At 63.8% G+C, this 22,773-nt stretch carries 19 protein-coding genes, 2 tRNA genes and 2 pseudogenes; 10 read left to right on the top strand and 13 right to left on the bottom strand.

Annotated elements, in window-relative coordinates; genetic code table 11:
- Positions 1 to 253: 253 nt before the first annotated feature.
- The 3 genes from EP867_RS01545 to EP867_RS01535 form a co-directional block, all read right to left on the bottom strand.
- Positions 254 to 3,283, bottom strand: a complete 3,030-nt coding sequence (locus tag EP867_RS01545) for a bifunctional RecB family nuclease/DEAD/DEAH box helicase (protein ID WP_164888734.1) — start codon at positions 3,281 to 3,283, stop codon at positions 254 to 256.
- A gap of 138 nt (positions 3,284 to 3,421) precedes the next feature.
- A tRNA-Ser gene (locus tag EP867_RS01540) sits at positions 3,422 to 3,511 on the bottom strand.
- Positions 3,512 to 3,803: 292 nt separating this feature from the next.
- Positions 3,804 to 3,893 (bottom strand) — tRNA-Ser (locus EP867_RS01535).
- Between the two features lie 153 nt (positions 3,894 to 4,046).
- Between EP867_RS01535 and EP867_RS01530 the strand changes: the two genes are divergently transcribed.
- The 4 genes from EP867_RS01530 to EP867_RS01515 all read left to right on the top strand — a co-directional run bounded on the left by EP867_RS01530 (position 4,047) and on the right by EP867_RS01515 (position 6,464).
- The gene (locus tag EP867_RS01530; protein ID WP_128486450.1) at positions 4,047 to 4,871 is read left to right on the top strand and encodes a hypothetical protein; all 825 of its coding nucleotides are present in this window, start codon (positions 4,047 to 4,049) and stop codon (positions 4,869 to 4,871) included.
- A 225-nt stretch (positions 4,872 to 5,096) separates the two neighbouring features.
- Positions 5,097 to 5,483: a 50S ribosomal protein L21 gene (gene rplU / locus EP867_RS01525; protein ID WP_128486449.1), complete on the top strand. Its 387-nt coding sequence runs from the start codon at positions 5,097 to 5,099 to the stop codon at positions 5,481 to 5,483.
- A gap of 13 nt (positions 5,484 to 5,496) precedes the next feature.
- The gene (gene rpmA, locus EP867_RS01520; protein ID WP_128486448.1) at positions 5,497 to 5,766 is read left to right on the top strand and encodes a 50S ribosomal protein L27; all 270 of its coding nucleotides are present in this window, start codon (positions 5,497 to 5,499) and stop codon (positions 5,764 to 5,766) included.
- Positions 5,767 to 5,921: 155 nt separating this feature from the next.
- Entirely contained in the window at positions 5,922 to 6,464 is a 543-nt protein-coding gene (locus EP867_RS01515; RefSeq protein ID WP_128486447.1) for a GNAT family N-acetyltransferase, read from the top strand.
- A 155-nt stretch (positions 6,465 to 6,619) separates the two neighbouring features.
- Here the strand turns inward: EP867_RS01515 and aat are convergent, their stop codons facing one another.
- The 3 genes from aat to accB are packed head-to-tail and all read right to left on the bottom strand — an operon-like array spanning position 6,620 to position 9,079.
- Positions 6,620 to 7,237 (bottom strand): leucyl/phenylalanyl-tRNA--protein transferase, encoded by a 618-nt coding sequence (aat, locus tag EP867_RS01510; RefSeq protein ID WP_128486577.1) that lies wholly within the window; start codon positions 7,235 to 7,237, stop codon positions 6,620 to 6,622.
- On the bottom strand, positions 7,228 to 8,574 hold the full coding sequence (gene accC / locus EP867_RS01505) for an acetyl-CoA carboxylase biotin carboxylase subunit (protein WP_128486446.1): 1,347 nt from the start codon (positions 8,572 to 8,574) through the stop codon (positions 7,228 to 7,230). Before accC ends, aat begins: the two co-directional genes overlap by 10 nt.
- 10 nt (positions 8,575 to 8,584) lie before the next feature.
- On the bottom strand, positions 8,585 to 9,079 hold the full coding sequence (gene accB, locus EP867_RS01500; RefSeq protein WP_128486445.1) for an acetyl-CoA carboxylase biotin carboxyl carrier protein: 495 nt from the start codon (positions 9,077 to 9,079) through the stop codon (positions 8,585 to 8,587).
- A gap of 299 nt (positions 9,080 to 9,378) precedes the next feature.
- On the opposite strand from accB, the pseudogene EP867_RS20605 reads away from it, so the two are divergent.
- The 3 genes and pseudogenes from EP867_RS20605 to EP867_RS01485 form a co-directional block, all read left to right on the top strand.
- A pseudogene (locus EP867_RS20605) lies at positions 9,379 to 10,027 on the top strand (dihydropyrimidine dehydrogenase); the annotation flags it as partial.
- A gap of 243 nt (positions 10,028 to 10,270) precedes the next feature.
- Positions 10,271 to 10,810, top strand: coding sequence for a DedA family protein (locus EP867_RS01490; RefSeq protein ID WP_128486444.1), 540 nt, complete (start codon positions 10,271 to 10,273; stop codon positions 10,808 to 10,810).
- A 98-nt stretch (positions 10,811 to 10,908) separates the two neighbouring features.
- Positions 10,909 to 11,634: pseudogene (locus EP867_RS01485) on the top strand (4Fe-4S dicluster-binding protein); the annotation flags it as partial.
- A 223-nt stretch (positions 11,635 to 11,857) separates the two neighbouring features.
- Here the strand turns inward: EP867_RS01485 and EP867_RS01480 are convergent.
- Positions 11,858 to 12,223, bottom strand: coding sequence for a hypothetical protein (locus EP867_RS01480; protein ID WP_128486443.1), 366 nt, complete (start codon positions 12,221 to 12,223; stop codon positions 11,858 to 11,860).
- 116 nt (positions 12,224 to 12,339) lie between these two features.
- Entirely contained in the window at positions 12,340 to 13,131 is a 792-nt protein-coding gene (gene trpA, locus EP867_RS01475) for a tryptophan synthase subunit alpha (RefSeq protein ID WP_128486442.1), read from the bottom strand.
- Between the two features lie 200 nt (positions 13,132 to 13,331).
- On the opposite strand from trpA, the gene ychF reads away from it, so the two are divergent.
- Entirely contained in the window at positions 13,332 to 14,429 is a 1,098-nt protein-coding gene (ychF, locus tag EP867_RS01470) for a redox-regulated ATPase YchF (protein ID WP_128486441.1), read from the top strand.
- A 207-nt stretch (positions 14,430 to 14,636) separates the two neighbouring features.
- Here the strand turns inward: ychF and EP867_RS01465 are convergent, their stop codons facing one another.
- The 4 genes from EP867_RS01465 to EP867_RS01450 are packed head-to-tail and all read right to left on the bottom strand — an operon-like array spanning position 14,637 to position 17,012.
- Positions 14,637 to 14,954 (bottom strand): ArsC/Spx/MgsR family protein, encoded by a 318-nt coding sequence (locus EP867_RS01465; protein ID WP_322098988.1) that lies wholly within the window; start codon positions 14,952 to 14,954, stop codon positions 14,637 to 14,639.
- The gene (locus tag EP867_RS01460; RefSeq protein WP_128486575.1) at positions 14,945 to 16,000 is read right to left on the bottom strand and encodes a quinone-dependent dihydroorotate dehydrogenase; all 1,056 of its coding nucleotides are present in this window, start codon (positions 15,998 to 16,000) and stop codon (positions 14,945 to 14,947) included. The genes EP867_RS01465 and EP867_RS01460 overlap by 10 nt, the downstream gene beginning before the upstream one ends.
- A gap of 5 nt (positions 16,001 to 16,005) precedes the next feature.
- Positions 16,006 to 16,344, bottom strand: a complete 339-nt coding sequence (locus EP867_RS01455; RefSeq protein WP_128486440.1) for a DUF952 domain-containing protein — start codon at positions 16,342 to 16,344, stop codon at positions 16,006 to 16,008.
- A gap of 59 nt (positions 16,345 to 16,403) precedes the next feature.
- A complete protein-coding gene (locus EP867_RS01450; RefSeq protein ID WP_128486439.1) occupies positions 16,404 to 17,012 on the bottom strand; it encodes a LysE/ArgO family amino acid transporter in 609 nt (202 codons plus the stop codon).
- Positions 17,013 to 17,096: 84 nt separating this feature from the next.
- Here EP867_RS01450 and EP867_RS01445 point away from each other — a divergent pair, with 84 nt between their 5' ends.
- Positions 17,097 to 18,002, top strand: a complete 906-nt coding sequence (locus tag EP867_RS01445; RefSeq protein WP_128486438.1) for a LysR family transcriptional regulator ArgP — start codon at positions 17,097 to 17,099, stop codon at positions 18,000 to 18,002.
- Positions 18,003 to 18,117: 115 nt separating this feature from the next.
- The gene (locus EP867_RS01440; protein ID WP_128486437.1) at positions 18,118 to 22,233 is read left to right on the top strand and encodes a glycosyltransferase family 2 protein; all 4,116 of its coding nucleotides are present in this window, start codon (positions 18,118 to 18,120) and stop codon (positions 22,231 to 22,233) included.
- Between the two features lie 129 nt (positions 22,234 to 22,362).
- On the opposite strand, the gene EP867_RS01435 is transcribed toward EP867_RS01440, so the two are convergent.
- Positions 22,363 to 22,722, bottom strand: coding sequence for a YigZ family protein (locus tag EP867_RS01435; RefSeq protein WP_128486574.1), 360 nt, complete (start codon positions 22,720 to 22,722; stop codon positions 22,363 to 22,365).
- Positions 22,723 to 22,773: the final 51 nt, after the last annotated feature.

Here is a 22,773-nt window from a genome sequence, read left to right as displayed (position 1 = left end):
GCTGCGGCAGATCCGCGCCGGGCACCACGCGAAAGCGCCATTGCCCGCCCGGCCGGTGATCGGTCCGGCTGCGATCTGCTTTGGCGCGCGCTTGTCTGCGGTATTAGCCTTTCGGCCCGCCCCGGGTGACATTGCTCACCAGGGGAGAGCCGAAGGGAGGTCGGGTCACGCTTTGGAGTAAGCCGCTGGGCATGAGCCCCCCGTCATCAGTCCCGGTGAGGCTCTGTCACCATTGCGGCTCCCGCAGGGCCGATCAGGAGCAGACCGGCAGCGCGCAGAGGGTGTTCACGAGGCGGATTTCGTTGATGCTGCTGCAGGCCGCCTCGCGCAGGCGGCGCGCGCCAAAGACCAGCGCCAGGGCTTTGGCCCGTGAGACCGCCACATTGATCCGGTTGAGCGAGAGCAGAAACTCCATCCCCCGCGCGCTTTCTTCCGCCGATGAGGCCGTCATCGACACGAGGCAGACCGGGGCCTCCTGGCCCTGAAAGGTGTCAACCGTGCCGACCCGGATCCCCGGCGGCATGATCTCGCGCAGCGCATTGACCTGGGCATTATAGGGCGCGACCACAATGATATCCTGTGGCCTCATGGGACGGGGCGCACCGGTTTTGCCCTGCCAGCAGCCCTTGAGCAGTTCGCTCACCGCTTCGCGGATGGCTGCGGCCTCTTCCGGGGCGGTCTGGCTGTTGCCTTCATGATCGAGGGGCACAAAGAAGGCGCCTGCTGCCGGATAGCGACAGCCCGTCACGCCCTGCAATGCGGTCTCCGGATGGCTCGTCAGCCGCCCGGCATAGATCTGATCTGAGATATAGCTGCAGACCTCCGGGTGCATCCGCCGCGACACCGACAAAAAGATCCCGCGATCTGGCGTCACCGTGCCATCGCCGCCGATCACCCACTCCAGGCAGGAGCGTCCCGCCGGTTCCGGATGCAGGCCCTGAACCACCTGAGGCAGCTGCTGCGGATCACCCACCAGAACGATGTTTTTAGCCGCGCGCCCCATGGCGGTCATATTGGCGAGGCCCACCTGTCCGGCCTCATCGACAAAGAGCCAGTCAAAGGCCTGGATATTCTCATCCCGGCAGAAGAACCAGGCCGTGGCACCGACGATATGCCGCCCGCCCGCCGCTTCTTCGTTGCTGGTGGTGCGCCGCACGGGGCTGTCTTCGGGGTAGCCATCCTCCGGGCCGGAGGTTTTGTGCACAAGATCAAGGGTGAAGGGCAGATCATCGCTCTCTGCGGCCGCAAGGCAGCCGGTCAGCACATTGCGGATGGCCTCATGGCTGTTCGACGTCACGCCCACCCGCGCCCCCTGGCGCAGCAGCGCAAGGATCGCGCGGGCGGTGACATAGGTTTTCCCGGTGCCGGGCGGTCCCTGGATCGGCAAAAGGCTGTGATCGAGAGCGCTGGTCGCCGCCACAACGGCGCTGACCGGATCGTCCATTGCGCTCAGCGGGCCGCTGCTCAGCCGCGGGGGGCTGCGGGAGAGCAGATCCTCCACCGCGCGGTACTGACGGGGGCCGCATTGATCCTCAATGACATCGCGCAGCGCCGCTGCGAGGACTTTGGTGTCGAGCGGCCAGTCGGGGTGCAGGTTCAGCCGCTCGCCCAGCAGCGCGGCCTTGCCCGGCCCGGCTTTGAGCGTAATGTGCCCGGCGCGGCGGTCCATTTCCTCGATGGTGACCGAAGCAGGCGGGCCGTCTTCGACCGGCAGGGTGACGCGCTTGCCCGCCCGCAGTTTCGTCTCCTGCGGCGGAAAGCGGTAGCTGCGCCGGAACGAGCGTTTCACCGGCTCAACCGGGCTGACTGCGATCAGACCGCCAAGCGCATCGAGATCCTCAAGAAGTTCCTCCTCCTCTTTGCTGAGAGAGGAAAAGACCGCCCATTGCGCGGGCTTCACTTCGCGGCGGTGAAACATCCCCAGATCAAAGAGCATCGCCTGACGCTCTGCACTCAGATCTGAGGCAGCCAGGAGGGCGCGCAGTTCCGCGCTTTCGCTGTCCTCCAGGCTTTCCTTTTCGGCGGCCTGGGGGGCGGGTTGCGGCCAGGGACGCTCGGGGCGATTTTGCAAAAGCCAGGCGCGGAGGTCTTCGGTCAGCCGGCAGGCCAGATCAGCCGAAGGCTCGGTTGTGAGGGGCGGCAGGCCGAGAAATTCCGCCAGATCCGCGATCCGGGCAGGGGGCTTTGCGCAGAGGAAAGCCCCCCGCAGCACGGCGGCAAGATCGGTCAGACGCCGCTCGCGCAGCAGCCGGTCGAGGAAGGCTTCGCCGGAGCCCAGGGTGGTCGTCAGCCGCTTCAGCGCGTTTGAGGGCTCAGGGCCGAAATGGCAGATCTGCGCGGTGGGGAAGCGCTCAAAATGGCGTTTCAGATCGTCGGGCAGGCGGGTGAGCTCCGCCGCGCCCGGCCCGTAAAGCATGAGGGTCTCACCGCTGCCGAGAGCATGGTTTTCGCCGCTGAGCGCGTAAAAAACATCCCCCTCCTGCGGCGCAGGCAGAAGATCAAAGCCCTGACCGGGGCTGGCGGGGCGCGGCTCAAAGCGGGTGGCCCCCTTATCCCCTGAAAGATGCAGCCGTGCCCGCGCCGCAAGGCGGGCGGTGGTGCCCTCCGTCAGCCCCCGGGGCGGGGCGCTCAGGTCTGACAGCGCGGTGAGGGTTTCTACCCCCGCAGCGATCAGCGCTTTTGCCTGGCCGCGTTTTAGCCCGGCGAGCTGATAAAGACTGTCCTCAGCCTGCCAGCGCGCCCGGCACTGCGGCTGCCAGCGGCAGTCGCCACACCCCGCGCAGGGCTGCGGGCGGGTCTGCGGAGGGTCTGCGCTGAAGGCTTTCAGCCGGGCATGAAGACTGCGGGTGTAGTGAATGTAATCGCGCAGCGGCAGCGGGGTGGTCGTCTGACTGTCCGGCCCGAAATGCGCCGCCTGCGGCACCTCTCCCTGGACGTCCGCCATCAGATCGGCACAAAGGGCGAGGGCAATGACCCCGGCGGGGCCGGGCGCTTCGGTGGTGATCAGACCGGGCTCATAGCTTTGCGTGCCGCGCTTTGACGGGCGGGGAACGCGGCGCAGAAAATCGGCCTGCGCGAGAGTGTCTCCTGTCAGAAAAACCGCAGGGCTGATGAGGTCATCGCCCCGGCGCATGGCCTCAAGCGTCGCTGCTGCCGCCTGCACAAGTGCGGCGGAGGCAGGCTGAGGCGCGTGCTGCAGATCAAGCCGGCGGGCATGGGCGCAGGCTGAAAAGCGCAGCAGATCTGCCGCTGAAATCAGGGTTTTTTGCCCGAGAGCACGCATGCTCACCTCACCTGTCGCAGGGGTTTGCGCAAAGACGCAGCCGCAGACCTGAATGCCGCAGATCGGACTTTGCCCGCAAGTCTGTGATGGAAAATAAAAAATCCGGCCTGAGCCGGAGTGCCGCATCCCGTGGGGATGTGGCGGAGAGGGTGGGATTCGAACCCACGGTACCCTTGCAGGCACTCCGGTTTTCGAGACCGGCGCGATCGACCACTCCGCCACCTCTCCGTGAACATCTGGGGGTCGTCTGAGGCGGTGTTTAGCCGGGGCCGCAGAGGGCCGCAAGAGGGGAAACGCGCATCGCAGCGAAGTTTTTCGCGCGGCTGTTCTCAGCGTTAGGGAGCCGGGGGATTACAGGAAAGACTTTAAGGTCAGAGGCTTGTGGAAAAGGGCCGGCATCAGGCTGCGCACCGCGGGTCTGCCTTGATGCGAGATCCGCAGGAGGGCCAGAACATATCAAAGCGCGCTTTGAGAGCCTGTCGATTTAGTCCGGGGGGAAAAATGCCACATCAGAGGGATGTGGCGGAGAGGGTGGGATTCGAACCCACGGTACCCTTGCAGGCACTCCGGTTTTCGAGACCGGCGCGATCGACCACTCCGCCACCTCTCCGTGAACATCTGGGGGTCGTCTGGGGCGGTTTCTACTGAGGGCTGTGCCTGGCCGCAAGGGGGAAAAGTCGGGAAAAACACACATTTTTTTCACTGGCCTTCGCGCGGGGCGCAGGGCAGGCTAAAGTGACGGACCCTGTCGGAGTTTCCCTGAATGTTTGCGCGCCTCTTCTCGCCGGTCCTGCTGGTTTTGCTGATGTCCGGCCCCGGGCTTGCGGGTCCGGTGCGCGAGCTGGCGGCCTCACTGCGCTTCACCGAACTTTTTGAAGTGCTGAGCGATGAGGGGCTGCGCTTTGGCGAAGGCCTTGAAGCGGATCTCTTTCCCGGAGAGGGCGGGGCGCGCTGGACCCGTGAGGTCACCCGGATCCATGCCCCGGCTGTGATGCAGGAGATGGCGGAAGCCGATCTGGAAGCGCGTCTTGAAGACCAGCCGGAAGCGGTGGCGAAGATGCGGGCCTTTTTCGACAGCCCCACAGGCCAGAGGATCAGCGATCTTGAGGTGCAGGCCCGTCGCGCCTATCTCGACGATCAGGTCAAAGCGGCGGCAGAGCGGGCCTGGGGCAACTTCGGCGTCGATCTTCCTGGTCGCGTTGTTTTGATTGAGCGGCTGATCGAGACCAATGATCTGATCGAGCAGAACGTTGCGGGCGGCATGAATGCCAATCTGGCCTTCTATCAGGGCATGCGCGCGGCAGGGGCTTTTGACGAAGATGTGCCTGATCCTGATATGATGGCGGATCTGTGGTCGCAGGAGGATGCGATCCGTGAGGAGACCGCCTCCTGGCTTTTGCCTTACCTCGCCATGGCTTACCGTCCGCTGAGCGATGCTGAGCTGACAGCCTATGTTGAATTTTCCCAATCCCCTGAGGGGCAGCTTCTCAACCGCGCGCTTTTTGCGACCTTTGATAAGGTCTTTGCGGTGGTCTCGCGCGACCTTGGCACGGCGGCGGCCGGGATGCTGACCGGCCGCGACATCTGAGCCTTATTTTAAAAGGCGAAACCGCCTCTCCGGGCTGCCATAAGGCTTGACTTAGGGGGGGCGTTATTGCGAGAAGCGTCCATCCGGACCGGGGCGACTCGGGGCCGGAGTTCTTTTTTGACGCTCCGCCGGGGTCCACCCGTTCCGGGGCGCGCAGTCCGAAGGCATCAACATCGGGGGAAACTCCGGGGCCGCAGGACGCGGAAACTGTAGGAAGGAAAGACCATGTTTGCGGTCCTCAAGACTGGCGGCAAGCAATACAAAGTTCAGGCCGGTGACGTCCTGCGCGTTGAAAAGCTTGCAGCTTCGGCTGGTGACAAGATCCAGTTCAACGAGATCCTGATGGTTGGCGGCGAGACCCTGACCGTTGGCGCTCCGCTGGTTGCCGGTGCAGCTGTTCAGGCTGAAGTTATCGACCAGATCAAAGCTGACAAAGTCATCAACTTCGTCAAGCGTCGTCGTAAGCACTCGTCGCAGCGCACCAAAGGCCACCGTCAGAAGCTGACCCTGGTCCGCGTCACCGACATTCTCGCTTCGGGCGCAGAAGCTTCGGGCGTTGCTGCAGCAACCGGTACTGCCGACGCGCGTCGTGCAGCACACGAATCGAAATAAGGAGTAACCTCCCATGGCACATAAAAAAGCTGGCGGTTCCTCCCGCAACGGCCGCGACTCAGCTGGTCGCCGCCTTGGCGTAAAACTCTACGGTGGCCAGGTCTGCGTCGCCGGTAACATCATCGTTCGTCAGCGCGGCACCAAATGGTTCCCGGGCGAGAACGTTGGCATGGGCCGCGACCACACCATCTTCGCGACCACCGATGGCCGCGTTGAGTTCCGCAAAGGCCTGAAAGGCCGCACCTTCATTTCGGTCGTCCAGACCGCAGAAGCTGCAGAATAAGCCGAACCTTTACATTCGGAATGTAAACGGGGGATCGGCGGAAACGCCGGTCCCCCGACCCTTTTCGGGGAAACCGTGAATTTGGCCCCGCAGATCCGGTCGGGCGGCCGGGACGGGGCTTAAAGACACCCTCACGCTTTTCAGGGAGGAAAGCGATGAAGATGGAACATCTGGCCGATCAGGTCCCCGCCATCATAGCTGAGCGCTTTGAACTGCGCGCCGTGCGCAAATCGGATGCCGGCCTTCTTGCCTTTCATGCCGGCGATGCCCGCGTTGCGCGGATGACCTCCTCTATCCCGCATCCCCTGCCGCCTGGCGCCATTGAGGCCTGGGTTGAGCGCGTCTCAAAACCCGGTCGTGAAGAAGATGCCTGGATCATTGACGGCACCCGCTCAGGCTGGCCGGAAGTGATCGGTGTGATCAGCCTCAAGCATGTGATCCGTGGTCAGTCTGAGATTGGCTATTGGGTCGCGCCGGCCTTCTGGAACACCGGCATCGCCTCTGAGGCGGTGAAGGCGCTGATCGCGGCCAATCCGCTCAATGACCGCACGATCTGTGCGGCGGTGCATCAGGACAACCCCGGCTCTGCCCGGGTTCTGACCCAGGCCGGTTTTGACTATCTGGGCGATGCCGAGACCTTCAGTGTGGCGCGCAACGCCCGTGTGCCGACCTGGACCTATATGAAAAAGCTCGACTGAGGCTCAGTCCCGGGGCGGCCGCTCCGCCCCGGATGCCTCTGCTGAGATCCCTCCGGGGAGTTCAGCCCGCAGCCGGGCGTCCGGTCAAAGCCATAATGCGCCAGCCGGAGTGCGCCCCGGGTCAGCATCTGCTTGAGGCCGCCCATCAGGCGGTCTCATGGCCCGTCGCGGCGAACAGGCCACTCGCCCGGGCTGCGGAAGAAATCTGCCTCACCCTCCAGAGCGGCGGCAAGCCGTTTGCGGTAGTCTGCGCGGGGAATTTCAATCGCGCCGAGCGAGGCGAGATGCGGGGTCAGAAACTGGGTGTCAAAAAGCGTGAATCCCCCGGCGCGCAGCCGCGCCATCAGATGCGCCAGCGCCAGTTTTGAGCCGTCGGTCACGCGCGAAAACATGCTCTCGCCGAAGAAGGCCCCGCCCAGCACCACGCCGTAAACGCCGCCGACCAGGTCGCCATTGATGCGGATTTCCTGGCTGTGGGCGAAGCCCATGTCGTGAAGCTGGCCGTAAAGATCAAAGATCTCCTCATTGATCCAGGTCTCTTCACGCGCAGCGCAGGCGCGGACGGTCTCACGGAAATCTTCGTTGACCACCGCTTCATAGCCGCCCCGTCGGATGCGGCGGGCCAGTGAGCGGGAGATATGAAACTGATCGAGAGGGAAAATCCCGCGTCGTCGCGGGTCGATCCAGTGAATTTCCGGATCATCGCGGCCTTCTGCCATGGGGAAGATCCCCATGGCATAGGCACGAAGCAGCAGCTCGGGGCTTAGCCGAATTGCTTGTCCAGCCACTTTTCAAGCCAGTGGATGGAGTATTCGCCGTTCTGAATGTCCGGCTCTGCCAGCAGCGCGTTAAACAGCGGCACCGTGGTGTCGACGCCGTCCACGATCAGCTCGCCCAGTGCGCGGCGCAGACGGGCCAGAGCTTCGGGACGGTCGCGGCCATGCACGATCAGCTTGCCGATCAGGCTGTCGTAGTAGGGCGGGATGCGGTAGCCGTCATAAAGCGCCGAGTCCATCCGCACACCCAGACCGCCGGGGGCGTGATACTGGGTCACGGTGCCGGGGCAGGGCGCGAAGTTCGGCAGACGCTCAGCGTTGATCCGGACTTCAATGGCGTGACCGTTGATTTCCAGCTCATCCTGGGTGAAGGACAGCGGCAGGCCTGCGGCCACGCGGATCTGTTCGCGCACGAGGTCGACACCGAAGATCGCTTCCGTCACCGGATGCTCCACCTGAAGGCGGGTGTTCATTTCGATGAAATAGAACTTACCGTCTTCGTAAAGGAACTCGATGGTGCCCGCGCCGATATACTTCAGCTTGCGCATCGCTGCGGCACAGACCTCACCGATCTCCGAGCGGAGTTTCGGGGTGATCGAGGGGCCGGGGGCCTCTTCAAAGACCTTCTGGTGACGGCGCTGCAGCGAGCAGTCGCGCTCACCAAGATGAACCGCATTGCCTTTGCCATCGCCGAAAACCTGCACCTCAATGTGGCGCGGCTTTTGAAGATATTTCTCGATATAGACTTCGTCGTTGCCGAAAGCGGCCTTGGCTTCCGAACGCGCGGTGCGGAAGGACACCTCCAGCTCGGATGCGTCGCGGGCCACTTTCATGCCCCGGCCACCACCACCGGCGGTTGCTTTGATGATGACCGGATAGCCGATCTCTTCCGCGACTTTCAGCGCCGTTTCAAAATCCGCAACCCCACCAGCCGAGCCGGGAACAACCGGGATACCCAGTTCTTTCGCGGTCTCTTTGGCGGTGATTTTATCGCCCATGATGCGGATGTGATCCGCGGTCGGGCCGATAAAGACGAGGCCGTGATCTTCCAGCGCCTGCGCAAAAGAGGCGTTTTCCGACAGGAAGCCATAGCCCGGGTGCACAGCCTGTGCGCCGGTGATCTCGCAGGCCGAGATGATGGCCGACTTTTTCAGATAGCTGTCGGTTGAGGACGGCGGGCCGATGCAGACCGACTCGTCGGCCATGCGCACATGCATGGCGTCCGAATCTGCGGTCGAATGCACGGCGACCGATTTGATCCCCATTTCACGGGCGGCGCGGATCACGCGCAGCGCGATCTCCCCCCGGTTGGCGATCAGGATCTTGTCGAACATGCCTTTGACCTCACTCGATGATCATCAGCGGTGCGCCGAATTCAACCGGCGTGCCGTCTGCGACCACGATGCGCTTCACGGTGCCCGATTTCGGCGCCGGGATGTGGTTCATGGTTTTCATCGCTTCGATGATCAGCAGGGTCTGGCCTTCCGAGACCTGCGCGCCGACCGAAACGAAGGGCGCGGCACCCGGCTCTGCGGCCAGATAGGCGGTGCCGACCATGGGCGAGGTGACCGCGCCCGGATGCTGTGCCGGATCTTCCGGGATCGCAGCAGTGGCCGGAGCGGCAGCGGCTGCTGCGGCGGGGGCTGCTGCGGCCGGAGCGGCGGCATAGGTCACCGGTGCGGCCTGCACGACGGTCGACTGCTTCACGACGCGCACGTCAAGGCTGTCGTCTTCGCCATATTCGCGCTTCACCGAAAGCTCGGTCAGCTCGTTGCGGTTCAGCAGCTCTGCGAGTGCCTGGATGAAAGCCACATCGGCTTCGTGGTTGTTTTTGCTCATGCCGTCCTCGATCAGGTTCCGCGCCAGACCGGCGTCGCGCCTGCGCGCGGGGGAGCCAGTCGGGGGCTCGCGCCCCGGTTCATTCTTCTGCCCGTCAACCGGGCCTGCGGGACTATATACGCTCTCAGGGCCGCAAGGAAAAGCGCTGCAATGCCTTTGCTTCGGGCAGAAGCGGCTGCCCCGGGGGCGATCGGGCTGAAAAGCGGGACTTTATAAAATTTACCCCCTGATAAAATAAGGCCCCGTTGCAGCCTGAGTCTGTCGAGTGACATTGAGAAGACCGCCTGAGAGAGCCCCGCTTGTCTCTCGGCCAGCCCCCCCCCGGTATCGTTCCGGGGCGTCTGCCCGCCGATCAGATCGCGACGAATTTCGACGACATCGATCCGCCGTTTGACGCGCGTGAGGCGCGTCTGGCGGCGGATCGCTGCTATTTCTGCCAGGATGCGCCCTGCATGACGGCCTGTCCGACCACGCTCGATATTCCGCTTTTTACTCGCCAGATTGCCACCGGAATCCCGGAAGCGGCGGCAAAAACGATCTGGGATCATACTATCCTCGGCGGTATCTGCGCCCGGGTCTGCCCCAACGGGACGCTGTGCGAAGAGGCATCCTGCGCGAGGTGGCCGACGGCAAAGCCGTCGAGATCGGGCGGCTTCAGCGCTATGCGACCGCCGTGCCGATGGAGAAGCCCCACCCCATGCCCGCGCCCCCGCGCATCGCCTGGCGATGAGAGGCCACGATGTTGTGATCTTTGAGCGCCGCGCGTAGGCGGGGGGCCTGAGTGATTACGGCATCGCCGCTTACAAAGCGACGCATGGCTTTGCCCGGGCTGAGGTCGACCGGCTTTTGCAGATTGGCGGGATTGAGATCCGCACCGGTCAGACTCTCGGGGAAGACGTCACCCTTGCTGACTTTCAGGCGCAATATGACGCTGTGTTTCCGGGCATCCGGGCCGAAGACGTGAAAATGGCACCGCGTCCCATGGCGCGGCTCCGGGCAGGGGGCGATTGCGTCGCAGGCGGCGAAGATCTGAACGTCACCGCTGTCGCCGAAGGGCGTGACGCCGCTGAGGCCATTCACGCCGAACTGACCGGCGCCTGATCCCTATGACTTGCGGCAGGGCTTTCGGATTTGTAGAGGACAGAGGCGGCGCTCCGGCGCGGCCCCTGTGTTTTACCCGGAGACCCGCCCTTGGAAGCCCTTGTCGAGACTGCCATCCAGTTCGTGCGCGACAACCGCGACTGGGCCGGCCCGATTGCCTTCTTCTTCGCCTTCGCCGAGACCTTGGCGCTTGCCTCCATTCTGATCCCTTCGACCGCGATTCTGATCGGTGTCGGGGCTGTGGTGGCAACCGGTGCGCTCGACTTCACGCCGATCTGGATCGGCGGGGCCATCGGCGCGATCCTCGGCTCGACCATCTCTTATCTGCTGGGATGGCGGTTTGGTCCGACGATCATGGGCTGGTGGCCAATGAACCGCTATCCGCATCTGGTCACCAAAGCCTCAGAAGTCTTCGCAAAATACGGCATCATCACCGTGCTGATCGGGCATTTCTTCGGCCCGCTGCGCGCGGTGGTCTTCCTGATGGCCGGGATCGCGCGGATGAAGCTGCCGCTCTTTCTGGTGGTCAATATCATCGGCTGCATCGCCTGGGCCTTTTTCGTGCCGAAATCAGGAGAGCTCGGCGGCAATGCGGCCTGGTGGATCTGGGAACAGCTGACAGGCCGCTGAGCGGGCGCCATACATCCACCGAATTTCATCGGGATCAAATCCCCCAATCCCTTCTGGCTGGCCCCGGCGCCGCCGACGGATAAGAAATATAACGTTGAGCGGCCCATCGCGGCGGGGCCGATGCGGTCAGCCTGATTAACACCGTGAAATCGATTGCCAATGTCGATCTCGATAACTTCTCCCCCGATGATCGACAGCAAGGGCAGCTATGGCGGCCTTTGCGGCCTCTGCGGCCCGGCGGTGAAGCCCATGGCGCTGAATATGGTGGGTGAGATTGCCCGCCAGGAAGACCCCTGCGATCTGCGGATCCCGGGCATCGGCGGGGTCACCACCTGGCGCGATGCGGCAGAGTTTCCGGCATCGGTGCGGGCAATGTGCAGGTCTGCACCGCGGCCATGACCTATGGCTTCAAGGTGATGCAGAATATGATCTCGGGCCTGTCGCAATACCTTGATGAAAGGGAAATGTCGCTGTCGGATCTGGTGGGTCGCGCGGTTCCGAAGTTTGTCGAATGGCAGCAGCTGAGCCTGACCTACGTGACCAGGGCGCGGATCAGCCAGGAGGACTGCATCAAATGCGGCCGCTGTTATGTCGCCTGTGAAGACACCAGACATCAGGCGATTGCGATGAAGCCGGGTCGGGTCTTGGAGGTGAATGACGCCGTATGCGTGGCCTGCAATCTTTGCTCAACGTTTGCCCGGTGTGAAACTGCATCACCATGGAAGAACTGCCGCCGGGGCGCCGGACCCGCGCAGGGGCCGCAAAGTCGTGCCCCGTGACAACTGGACGGGGACCCCGACAACCCCGCCGCCACCGCAGCTGAGTGGCCTTCTGTGTCGCATGACAGCGAGGGACCCCATGCGGGGGGCTTTCACATTCGCAGTCCTGCCTTGGGTAAGACGGGCGCGGCGCGGGAGTTTTCCTGCCTGGACAGAAGGACCGCAGAGCGGGGGGCTGGCCGGCGGGGGTGACACTACACCACTGATCTGCGTGAATGCCTGAGAAAGACGGGCTGAACCCGTCCAAAAGGCCGGGTATTGCGCCGCTTCAGGAGGAGGAGCGCCGATGCTCCGCCCTGCGGCGGCGGCGGGGTTTGCGCGGCATGTCCGGCAGCGGGGCAGAGAGCGGCGGGGGCAGAGCGACCACCTCATCCAGGGTCACACCGGCGCTGTGGCAGTAGAGTTGATGCGGCGCGCCTTTCGGGATGCTGACACTGTCGCTGGCGCAAAGGTGGCGCTCCCCTTCAGGGGGGGGCAGGGTAAAGGCGCCGCTCTGGATCGCGACAAGGCGGGGGAAGGGCAGGGTGACCGCCTCGGACCTTGCGCCGCCGGTCCAGGTCCAGCGCACGATGATCAGCTCACCGGCTTCTGTGACGGTTTCTCCCACGATACCGGGAGCAGCTATCCTTCGCACGTCAGTCTCCTGTCTCTTTGTCGCTCAGTGTCACATCCGGGCGTTAAGAAAGGCTGAAGACGAGAAAGCCCCGCCCGGGCGACCGGACGGGGCTGAGCAGGATTGCAATCACGGCTTCAGCCGCGGTGTGCCCCTTCGGCAAGCTCTGCGACACGGGCAAGAACTTCGGCCGCGGGGCGGCCCTCGCCGATCAGCTTCACGATGGCAGAGCCGACCACGCAGCCGTCACCGACGCCCGCCATGACCTCTGCCGCCTCAGGGGTGGAGATCCCAAAGCCCACGACGACCGGCAGATCGGTGGCCGCTTTGATGCGCGCCACTTCCGGGCCAACGCTGTCCGCCGTCGGCGCTGCCGAGCCGGTGATCCCGTTGATCGAGACGTAATAGACAAAGCCGGAGGTGTTTTGCAGCACCTGCGGCAGGCGCGCAGCATCGGTGGTGGGCGTGGCAAGGCGGATGAAGTTCAGCCCCGCAGCCTGCGCGGGCAGGCAAAGCTCGCTGTCTTCCTCGGGCGGCAGGTCGACGATGATCAGGCCGTCGATCCCGGCCTCTTTGGCCTCAGCAAGGAAGCGGTCGACGCCGCGGGCATAGACGGGATTGTAATAGCCCATCAGAACGATCGGCGTGCTGTCATCAGCAGTCCGGAAGGCGCGGACCATTTCAAAAACACGGTCAGTGTTCATGCCGTGATCGAGCGCGCGCTGGCCCGCAGCCTGAATCGTCGGCCCGTCCGCCATGGGATCGGTGAAGCACATGCCGAGTTCGATAATATCGACCCCCGCTGCGGGAAGGCCCTTCATCACCTCAAGCGAGGTCTCAAAGGTCGGATCGCCGCCCATGATATAGGTGACAAAAGCCTTGCGCCCTTCGGCACGCAGGCGGGCGAATGTCTGATCAATACGGGTCACGGGTCAGGCCTCCGGTAATTCCGTTCCGGTGATGGGGCAGCGGGGCGGAAAAGGCAAGCGGCGCGTCAAAATGTCAGGCTGCCCCGCGACTGCAGGGCACCCCTGTCGCAGCTGTCGCAGCGACGCGCAGGGTCTGGCCGCTTGATCCCAATGGGGTCAGGCCCTAGAAGCAGCACCGACACCAGCCTCCGGAGGGAACCATGGGTTTTAAAATGGGCATCGTGGGTCTGCCGAATGTTGGCAAATCCACACTTTTCAACGCGCTGACGCGCACGGCTGCGGCTCAGGCTGCGAACTTCCCCTTCTGCACGATTGAGCCGAACGTGGGGGAAGTCTCGGTGCCGGATTCGCGCCTTGATAAACTGGCAGCGATTGCGGGCTCAAAGCAGATCCTGCCGGCACGCATGACCTTTGTGGATATCGCAGGCCTCGTGCGCGGTGCCTCGCGTGGTGAGGGCCTGGGCAACCAGTTCCTGGCCAATATTCGTGAATGCGATGCGATCGCCCATGTGCTGCGCTGCTTTGAAGACGGCGACATCACCCATGTCGAAGGCCGCATTGATCCGGTGGCCGATGCTGAGACCATCGAGACCGAGCTGATGCTGGCTGATCTCGACAGCATTGAGCGCCGCCGTGCCAACCTCGTGCGCAAGCTGCGCGGCGGGGACAAAGAGGCCGCCGATCAGGACCGTCTGCTCGCCGCTGCTCAGAAGGCGCTGGAAGACGGCCGGCCCGCCCGCACCGTTGAGGTCTCTGACGAGGACCGCAAGGCCTGGGATATGCTGCAGCTTCTGACCGCCAAGCCGGTTCTTTTTGTGTGCAACGTCGAGGAAGAGAAAGCCGCAACCGGCAACAGCCAGTCCGCGCGCGTGGCCGAAATGGCCGCAAAGCAGGGCGCAGGCACCGTGGTGATCTCGGCGCGTATTGAGGAAGAACTCGCGCAGATGCCGGCGGAAGATGCGGCGGAATTCCTGGGCGAGATGGGGCTGGAAGAAGCCGGTCTGGACCGCCTGATCCGTGCGGGCTATGCGCTTCTGGGCCTTCAGACCTATTTCACCGTCGGCCCGAAAGAGGCCCGCGCCTGGACGATCACCAAAGGCACCCTTGCACCGGGCGCCGCAGGCGTGATCCACGGCGATTTTGAGCGCGGATTCATCCGCGCCGAAACGATCGCCTATGACGATTACATCGCCGGAAACGGCGAGGCGGGCGCGCGTGAGAACGGCAAATTCCGTCTGGAAGGCAAGACCTATGAGGTGAAGGACGGCGACGTTCTGCACTTCCTCTTCAACGCATAAGACAGCGAAGTGCGGGGAGGGTTTACCACCCTCCCCGCGCCCCACCCGTTTCGGGGTGACCCTCAGGCCGTGGCGAAAGCTGCGGCCTTTTGCGTGGCCAGGTGTTGCGGGCAGCAGCGCGGTGGTGGGACGGCCATGGCCCTGCAGGGGCTCTGAAGGTGGCCTCGGCGGGCAGGCGGCTGCAGCGGAGAGATCCGGGAGAGGTGTTTACAGCAGCGCCAGCAGGGCTTCCGGCGGGCGGCCGACGGCAGCGCCTGCGGGGGCGATCAGGATCGGGCGCTCAATCAGGCGCGGATCGGCGGCCAGCAGATCGAAGATCTGATCTGCGCTGAAGGTGGCAGCCTCCGGCGCGTCTTTGCGGCGCAGAAGCTGCGCTGCGGGCAGGCCAAGCGCGGTCAGCTCGGCCCGCGAGGGCGCGTCCTGGAGGTAGAGGCGGATGTCAAACTCCGCCCCTGCCGCCTGCAAAACCTCCACCGCGCGGCGCGAGGTGGAGCAGCGCGGGTTATGCCAGAGCGTCAGAGCCACTGATCGCGGCCCGTGCCGGTCAGGGCCTGGACATTGGCAAGGCCCGTGGCCTGAAGGTGGCTCTCAATGCCCTGAACGATGCGCGGCACCAGCGACAGCCCCTGGTAGACCAGCGCTGAATAGACCTGCACCGCGCTGGCGCCGGCCTGAAGCTTCGCGATCGCCTGCTCGGGGGTTGCGATGCCGCCCACGCCGATCAGCGGGATTTTCCCCTCTGTGGCTTTGGAAAGCTGCGCCAGCACGCGGGTCGATTTCTCAAAGAGCGGCGCGCCCGACAGACCGCCTGTCTCGCCTTTGTGCGCAGAGCTCAGGCCCTCGCGCGAGAGAGTGGTATTGGTGGTGATCACCGCATCCAGCCCCGAGGCCAGAGCCACTTCGCCGATCTCGGCGATCTCATCGCTGTTGAGATCGGGGGCGATTTTCAGGAAAACCGGAATGCGGCGGCTGAGGCCTGCGCGGGCCTCCATCACACCGGCAAGGAGCGCCGAGAGCGCGGCTGCGCCCTGAAGATCGCGCAGCTTTTCGGTATTGGGAGAAGAGACGTTCACGGTGGCAAAATCAATGAACGGCCCGCAGATCCGCAGCACCTGGGCGAAATCGCCCGCACGATCGGCGCTGTCTTTGTTGGCGCCAAGGTTCAGGCCAACCGGAACAGCCCCCAGCGTGCGCGCCCGCAGACGCGCGGCGATCACATCAGCGCCTTCATTGTTGAAGCCAAAGCGGTTGATGACCGCGCGGTCTTCTGTCAGCCGGAAGAGACGCGGTTTCGGATTGCCGGGCTGCGCGCGCGGGGTGGCCGCTCCCACTTCGACAAAGCCAAAGCCTGCGCGGCTCAGCGGGCCCACGACTTCGGCGTTTTTGTCGTAACCGGCCGCCAGACCCACGGGGTTGGGCAGCTCAAGCCCCGCCAGCGTGGTCTTCAGCCGCGCCGAGGTGATCAGCCCCGACATCGGCACCAGACCGGTTTTCAGGGCACGGATCGAGAGGTGATGGGCCTGCTCGGGGTCGAGCTTATGCAGCGCCTTCAGCCCGAGGGTTTCGATCATTTGCTTCACAATACACCTTCCGGGAAGACATGCCCCTCATCCGAGAGCGGCAAAGGCGCCTGCCAGAGAACATCTTCGCTGGTCAGATCGCGGTAGAGATGGGGAAAGAGCGCGCCGCCGCGCGAAGGCTCCCATTTCAGCGCCTCGCCTAAGGTATCGGCCTCAAGCGCGAGCAGGATCAGATCATCCTCACCGCGGAAGTGCTTTGCAGCCGTTTCGCGGGCCTGGGCGGCGGTGGAGAAATGAATATAGCCATCGGCCAGATCAACCGGCGCGCCGGAGGTGCGTCCGGCGCTGGCGAAAGCCTCATATTCAGGGCGGCGGAAGATCTTATATATCAGCATAAGGCCTTTTGCCCCGAAGCGGCGGGGCGGTCAATTCCCCGCCCGCTGCCTCTTTGGCCTCACAGCCCGCGCAGCAGCAGCGAGCCTGCGATCAGCCACATGGTGCAGCCCACCAGCGTCTCCAGCACCACCCAGGCTTTCGGCTTTGCAAAAAGCGGTGCCATCAGCCTTGCGCCAAAGCCGAGCAGGGAAAAGAAGGTCAGCGAGGCCGCAGCCCCGGCCAGGCCAAAGGCCCATTGATGCGGTTCATATTGCGCGGAGATGCCCCCCAGCAGCACCACGGTATCGAGGTAAACATGCGGGTTCGCCCAGGTGAAGAGCAGGCAGGTCAGAATGGTCCGGCCAAGCGGCACCGACTGCCCCTCTGCGGGCATCAGGGCCGCCCCGCCGCGCAGCGCGGCCCGAAAGCGCAAGGCGCCGTAATAAAACAGAAACGCCGCCCCCATCCACATCATCAGCGGCCCAAGCCAGGGTGTCGCGCGCACCAAAGCGCCAAAGCCGCCGACCCCGGCCGCAATCAGCACCGCATCCGAGAGGGCACAGATGGCGACCACAGGCCCGACATGTTCGCGCCGCAGCCCCTGGCGCAGCACGAAGGCATTTTGCGCGCCGATGGCGGCGATCAATCCGAAGCTGGTGGCGAAACCCGCCAGAAGGGCCTGAAGCATGGGAAATCCTTTCGTTGCCTTTCTCCTGACGGAAGGTGCAGGATAAGGCAAATTAAAGATCCTTTCGCCAGATAAGGTTTGCTTATGATCGATCCCGGCCAGCTTGCAGCCCTTGCCGCCATTCACCGCCGTGGCAGTTTTGAGGCGGCGGCGGCACAGCTGGGGGTTACGCCGCCTGCGGTCTCACTGCGGCTGAAGGCGCTGGAGGAGCGGATCGGCTGTCTGCTGATCCGTCGTGGCAGCCCCGCGCAGGCCACCGCCACCGGGCTGCGGCTGATCCGGCATTTTGAAGAACTGTCGCTTCTGGAGGCGGGTCTGGCGCGGGATCTGGATCTGGAGGGCCAGGGGCCGGTCACGCTGCGTCTGGCGGTCAATGCCGACAGCCTGGCCACCTGGGTGATCCCCGCGCTGGCAGAGGTTGAGGGGGTTCTGTTTGATCTTGAGATCGACGATCAGAGCTTTTCTCAGGACTGGCTGAAGCGCGGGGATGTGGCGGGGGCCGTGACCTCGCATCCCGGGCCCCTGCAGGGCTGCGAGACCGAGGCGCTGGGCGCTTTGCGCTACGTGGCCACCGCCAGTCCGGCTTTCGTGTCGCGGTGGTTCGGCGCGGGGGTGACGGTGCAAACGCTGTCCCGCGCCCCGGGGATTACGTTTTCTGAAAAAGATCGCCTGCAGTCGGATTGGGTTGAGCAGGTCACCGGGCAGGCGCTGGCCTACCGCACCCATCGCCTTGCCTCGTCCCAGGGGTTTATCGACGGGGCGCTGGCGGGGCTGGGCTGGGGCATGAACCCGGAGGTGCTGGTGCGCGATCACCTCCGCGCGGGGCGGCTTTGTGAACTGATCCCCGGTCAGGCTCTCGATGTGCCGCTCTACTGGCAATACACGCGGCAGGCCGCCGGGCTTCTCAGGCCGCTGACCCGCGCCATGCGCCACGCTGCAGCCGGCTGCCTGCTGCCCCTGAGATCTGACACCTCCGGGAGCCCGCCCTGACCTCTTTCGAATTTCTTGACAAAGGATGTGATCGATTCAACCTTTGATTGAATTGAGCATCTGTCCCGCAGCCGGCTCTCCGGCCGGCCGTCCCAGTCAAGAGTGTGAGGTTACCGTGAAACTGCTCCCCTGTCCTGCGGCTGAGCCCGTCGTCCTCGGCTTTTCTCTCACGCCGCCGCAACAGAAGTGGCATCAGCTGAACTTCCGCCGCCTGGGTGAGGCAGACATCCCGCTTCATGTCTCCCTACGGGCTGCGGAGAAGGTGGCGCTGATCAGTTCGCTGCATAACGGCGTCTGGACCGCCCCCCGTGCTGCGCCGCTCCTTGTGGATGCGGCATCGCCAATGGAGGTGTCGCTGCAACTCGGACCGGACGGGGGCTCTTTGCAGATTAACGGCCGGCGCGTGACCGGTCTGCCGGGTCTGCCTGCGGATCAGGACGGCATTATCGGGCTGGAGCTTTCACCCGATATCTCCCTCGACAGTCTGACCATGAACGGTGGCAAGCCGCCGCCGCTGATTGCGCCGGAGCTGAAGCTCGGTGAAGATCTGATGATCTATGGTCTCGATCTGCCACCCGGAGCGCTGCCCTCCGCGCCCTGCCTGGGGGTGGCGGGCAGCGACGTCAGCCTTCCTGCCGCGCTTCTGCCTGCTTCAGAGGACCGTCCCGGCCTCTCCGGTCTACAGGTTGTTTTCCCAGGGTTTCTCTGGACGTTGCCCGGCATGGCAGACTGTCTGAGGCTGAATCTGCCGCAGGCGGGGACTGGGGCCGACCTCCCGGGGCTGGACTTACACCGCAGCGATATGCTGGCCGCAATCGAAGCTTTCGTGCGGCGCTGCCCCGACCCGCTGCAGGCACGTTTTGAGGCGCTTACGGCGCTGGAGCACGTGAAATACGCCAGGCTTTGGCCGGACCTGTCGCCGGAAGCCGCCGGGTTTATCCGCTGTGCGACCCTGGCTTACAAGCTGGAAGAATTTATGGAACTTCCTCTTCCGGATGCGGTGCCCGAGCCGGAGGACGTGCAGCCGAAAGCAGATTCTGTTGATCAGGCCCTCGGTGCAGAATGGCGTGAGGCGCTTCTTGCACGGCTTGGCGCGACAGCGCCCGAAGAGCATCCAGCCGTCCTGCGCGATCTGGGCTCCTCTTTTGCGGACTTGGCTGAAAACGTGCGGCGGGGGCAACTGGTGGCTTTGACAGAGCATTTTTGTGCCACAGACCGCTTTGAGGCACTTGCCGAACTTGCGACATGCACGGGAACGGACGTACAGGCCGGCGTGCGCAGGGGGGATGGCTGGACCGCCAGCGCAATGCTGCCCTGGCTTGTCATTGCGCAGAAATATGACGCCGCCGCTGAGGTGCTGCAGTCACTCGCCACGCGCACGAACGACTGGCTGAACACTTCCGCGATTGCCTGGACGCTGCATGCGGTGCTGAAAAGCACTCAGCCGGCGCTGAAGATGCACCAGAAAGAAGGCGTCATTTACGCTTTCCTCGCTCTGGCTGAGAAGATGTCGGAGCCCTACTGGGGGCGGGGCGCCTGTGTGCGTATGATCGCCGCAGCGGCAGAACTGCTGGCGGCTGCGACGGCATTCCACGGCGGCCTGCGCCACAGGATCGAAGCCTCTGTGCTGCGTTGCCACGCTTTTTCGCCGACCTTCTGGCAGAAGCTGTCGCAGATGCCCGTGGACATCCTCCCCCGCTCTGCGGTTCTTGCAGAGGGGCAGGCCGCCTTTGCCGTGCTGCAGGACTCGGCCTTGGCGCGCGCGCGTGGGGACAGGAGGGATCTTATGGCTCTGCGCCAGGCTTTCCGCGCTTTTGAGCGGACAGGCGCCTTCGGGCTGTCGCGGATGCGGGTGGAGGTTTTCGGCGCTGCAGCCCTTGGGGTGGCAGACGAACACGGTCCGGCGGGAGACAGCCTTTCTCCGGATTTCGCCGGCGATCTCCTTCGCGCTGCCGCTTTCCCGAACGCGCCGCCCCTGCCAGAGGCACTGCGCCTTCCGGCGAAAGAGGCCCTCGCCGGTCTTTGCTGCCATGAGCACCGATCAGAAAGCCATGATCAGCGGATCGCCCTGACGCGGCTGAGCCTGCAGCTCCTGAAATCCTCCGGGGATGACCCGGATGAGGGGAGGGGCATGCTTGCGGAATTCCGCAGCCGTTTGCTGTCTTTGCCGGAGGCTCAAAGTCCCGGGCTGCGGTTGCGGATGGCCCTGCTGATCTATTGCGATGCGCTGCGCGTCGGCCATCAGGCGCTGCGGAAAGCTCTGGAGGCGCTGATCAGTGCTTTTCTGGCTGAAAATCCGCCCCTGTCGGCAGATGATCCGGTCCTGCTCGCCGTGGCACGCCGACTTGCAGAGTGCGCACCGACGGCGCAGGGAGAGCCGGCTTGCAGAGCGATCCTCTCCAGGCTGCGTCAGATTGTCAGGACAGGAACGAAGCAGGAAGGAGACTGTTCGGCGGAATCGAGGAAGAAATGGCTGCAGTCACCGGCGCTCTTTGACACCCTGGTGTTGATTTATTCCTGCAAAGCGAATCTGGACAGCCGGGTGGCAAGGATACGCGAGACCTGGGCAAAGGATCTCGATGCCCTTGGCATCCCCTGGCTGGTGGTGACGGGAGAGGGAGATGACAGCACTGAGGGGGATATTCTCCGCCTGAATGTCGACGACAGCTATGAGTTTCTGCCGCGCAAGACCCTGTCCATGCTGCAATGGGCGGCCCGGAATACGCCCTTCAGTCACATCCTGAAGATCGATGATGACTGCTATCTTGACGTTGAAAGTTACTTCTTCAGCCTGTCACACCGGTTTCATGACTATCACGGCCGTATCATCCGCAGGAATCCGGGCGATAAACCCCCCGCCTGGCATATGGGCCGCAGCGCAAGCCTGCGTGCACGCATGGAGCTGGATAAATCGCCGGAGCCCTCGGCCTATGCGGATGGCGGCTCCGCCTACGCACTCAGCCGCCGGAGTTGTTTCGCCGTTACGGCGCAGGTCGGGACGTATCAGGGACAGCGGCTCTGCAGTGTCTCTTATTCGGAAGATAAACTCGCCGGCGATCTGCTGGCGCTTGCCGGAATTACTCCGCAGCAGACCGATTGTGCGACAATCCAGATGCGCCGGGTTCATCCGGATGGTGTGCCGGTCGTCAGATGGAGCCCGGGTTTCTTCCCCTCAGAGATGTCTGTGACAAAGGTTGCGCATCTGGACGTCTTTGACGGATTTCACCGGATACGCGGGGACTTCCGCAGCGGGCGGCTCAGGCCTTCAATGATCTGGCCTGCCAATCGGAGTGTCGGGTTGGAGACCTCTTCCCCCCATCTGATTCAGGTGAGCCCTGATGATCGGGTGCAGGCGGCGCTGACAGCCGAAATCTCGGTTATTGCCACTGTGCGCAATGAAAAGTTCATCCTTGGCCATTTTCTGAACCACTACCGCAGCCTGGGCGTCAGCAGCTTCATTTTCGCAGATAATATGTCCGATGACGGCACGCTCGAGTTCCTGCTGGACCAGCCCGATACGCTCGTTTTCTCGGCCGAGGCACCCTACAGGTCGACGGCTCAGGGGACAGAGTGGAAAATCGCACTGATGGCGCAGCTTCGGCCCGGGAAGTGGAGCCTAGTGGCCGATGCGGATGAGATGCTGCTTTATCCGGGCTATGAACAGACCGGCATTGTGGATTTTCTGAAACGCGGGGACCTTAGCGGATATGACGCGTTCCGGATCGGGATGCTGGATCTTTATCCGAAAGGGCGGCTTCAGGATGCCGATCTCAGCCAGTCTGAACCGTTTTCTCAAATAGCGTTCGCCGACCGCTGCGCCTTCCGGCAGACCCCGACGCTCAGCGGGAATTTCGGAAGGGGCAGTGCGCCGACCTCTGCGCTGCGGCACCGAATTCTGCCCGGCTCGCCCCCGGGATATTTTGTGGCCGAGAAAATCGCTCTGCTGCGCTACCAGCCCTGGATGCGGCTCTCCGTGGGGCTGCATTACGCAACGGAGATTAATCCCGCGCCCGGGCCGCTGCTTTTCGCCCATTTTAAATATCATTCGGAATTCTTTGACCGCGCCAGACGGGAAGCTAAGCGGGGTCAGTATTTCAACGGGGCGCAGGAGTATAAACGCTATCTGGCGCTTCTGTCGGAAGCGCGGGATGTACTTTATGATGACACTGTCTCTGTGCCCTGGCGGCAATGTGATCTGGCTTGCGAGGTGCTCGGACCGACAGAGAGCTGACGCCCTGTTTGGGGGCGCTCGCTCTGGCCAGGCTGACACAGGCGGACCTTCGTGCTCCGGGATGCCCGGCATCTGAACTGCGGAAATTCGCTACTCTGCGGATGCCGCGGAGAGGGGGCCTGCACCGGCTCATTGCGCAGCCCGCAGCGCCGCAAGGCCCTGGCGCACGGCCTCCTGGACGTGGCGGAAACGGTCACCGCCCAGGTGCTTGCCGCCATACCAGCGGGTGACGACGAAGATCTGATCGCGGACCCCCTCGCGCTCGAGCATCCGCAGGATGATCGCTGCCGCGCCGCGTTCGCCGTCATCATTGCGCAAGGGCCCTTCATCGGTCCAGGCCGCCCAGGTGTTATGGGTGGCTTTGGCGAATTTGCGGTCCTTTTTCAGCGTGCTCAGAAAGGCTTTGGCCTCAGCCGCATCCCTGCAGGGGCCGAAGCTGACGGCATAGCGCGAGCCGCGGTCGGAGATGATGTTGTCAAGCGTCTGCATGGCGTTCAGATGACCGGCCTCCGGGGCTGCGTCAAGCTCTTCCCCTTTCGG

This window comes from Falsigemmobacter intermedius (genome assembly GCF_004054105.1).
In the GTDB taxonomy this organism is placed as follows: Bacteria; Pseudomonadota; Alphaproteobacteria; order Rhodobacterales; family Rhodobacteraceae; genus Wagnerdoeblera; species Wagnerdoeblera intermedia.
The sequence above is the reverse complement of the archived record's forward strand: the minus strand, read 5'-3'. Positions and strand labels throughout refer to the sequence as shown.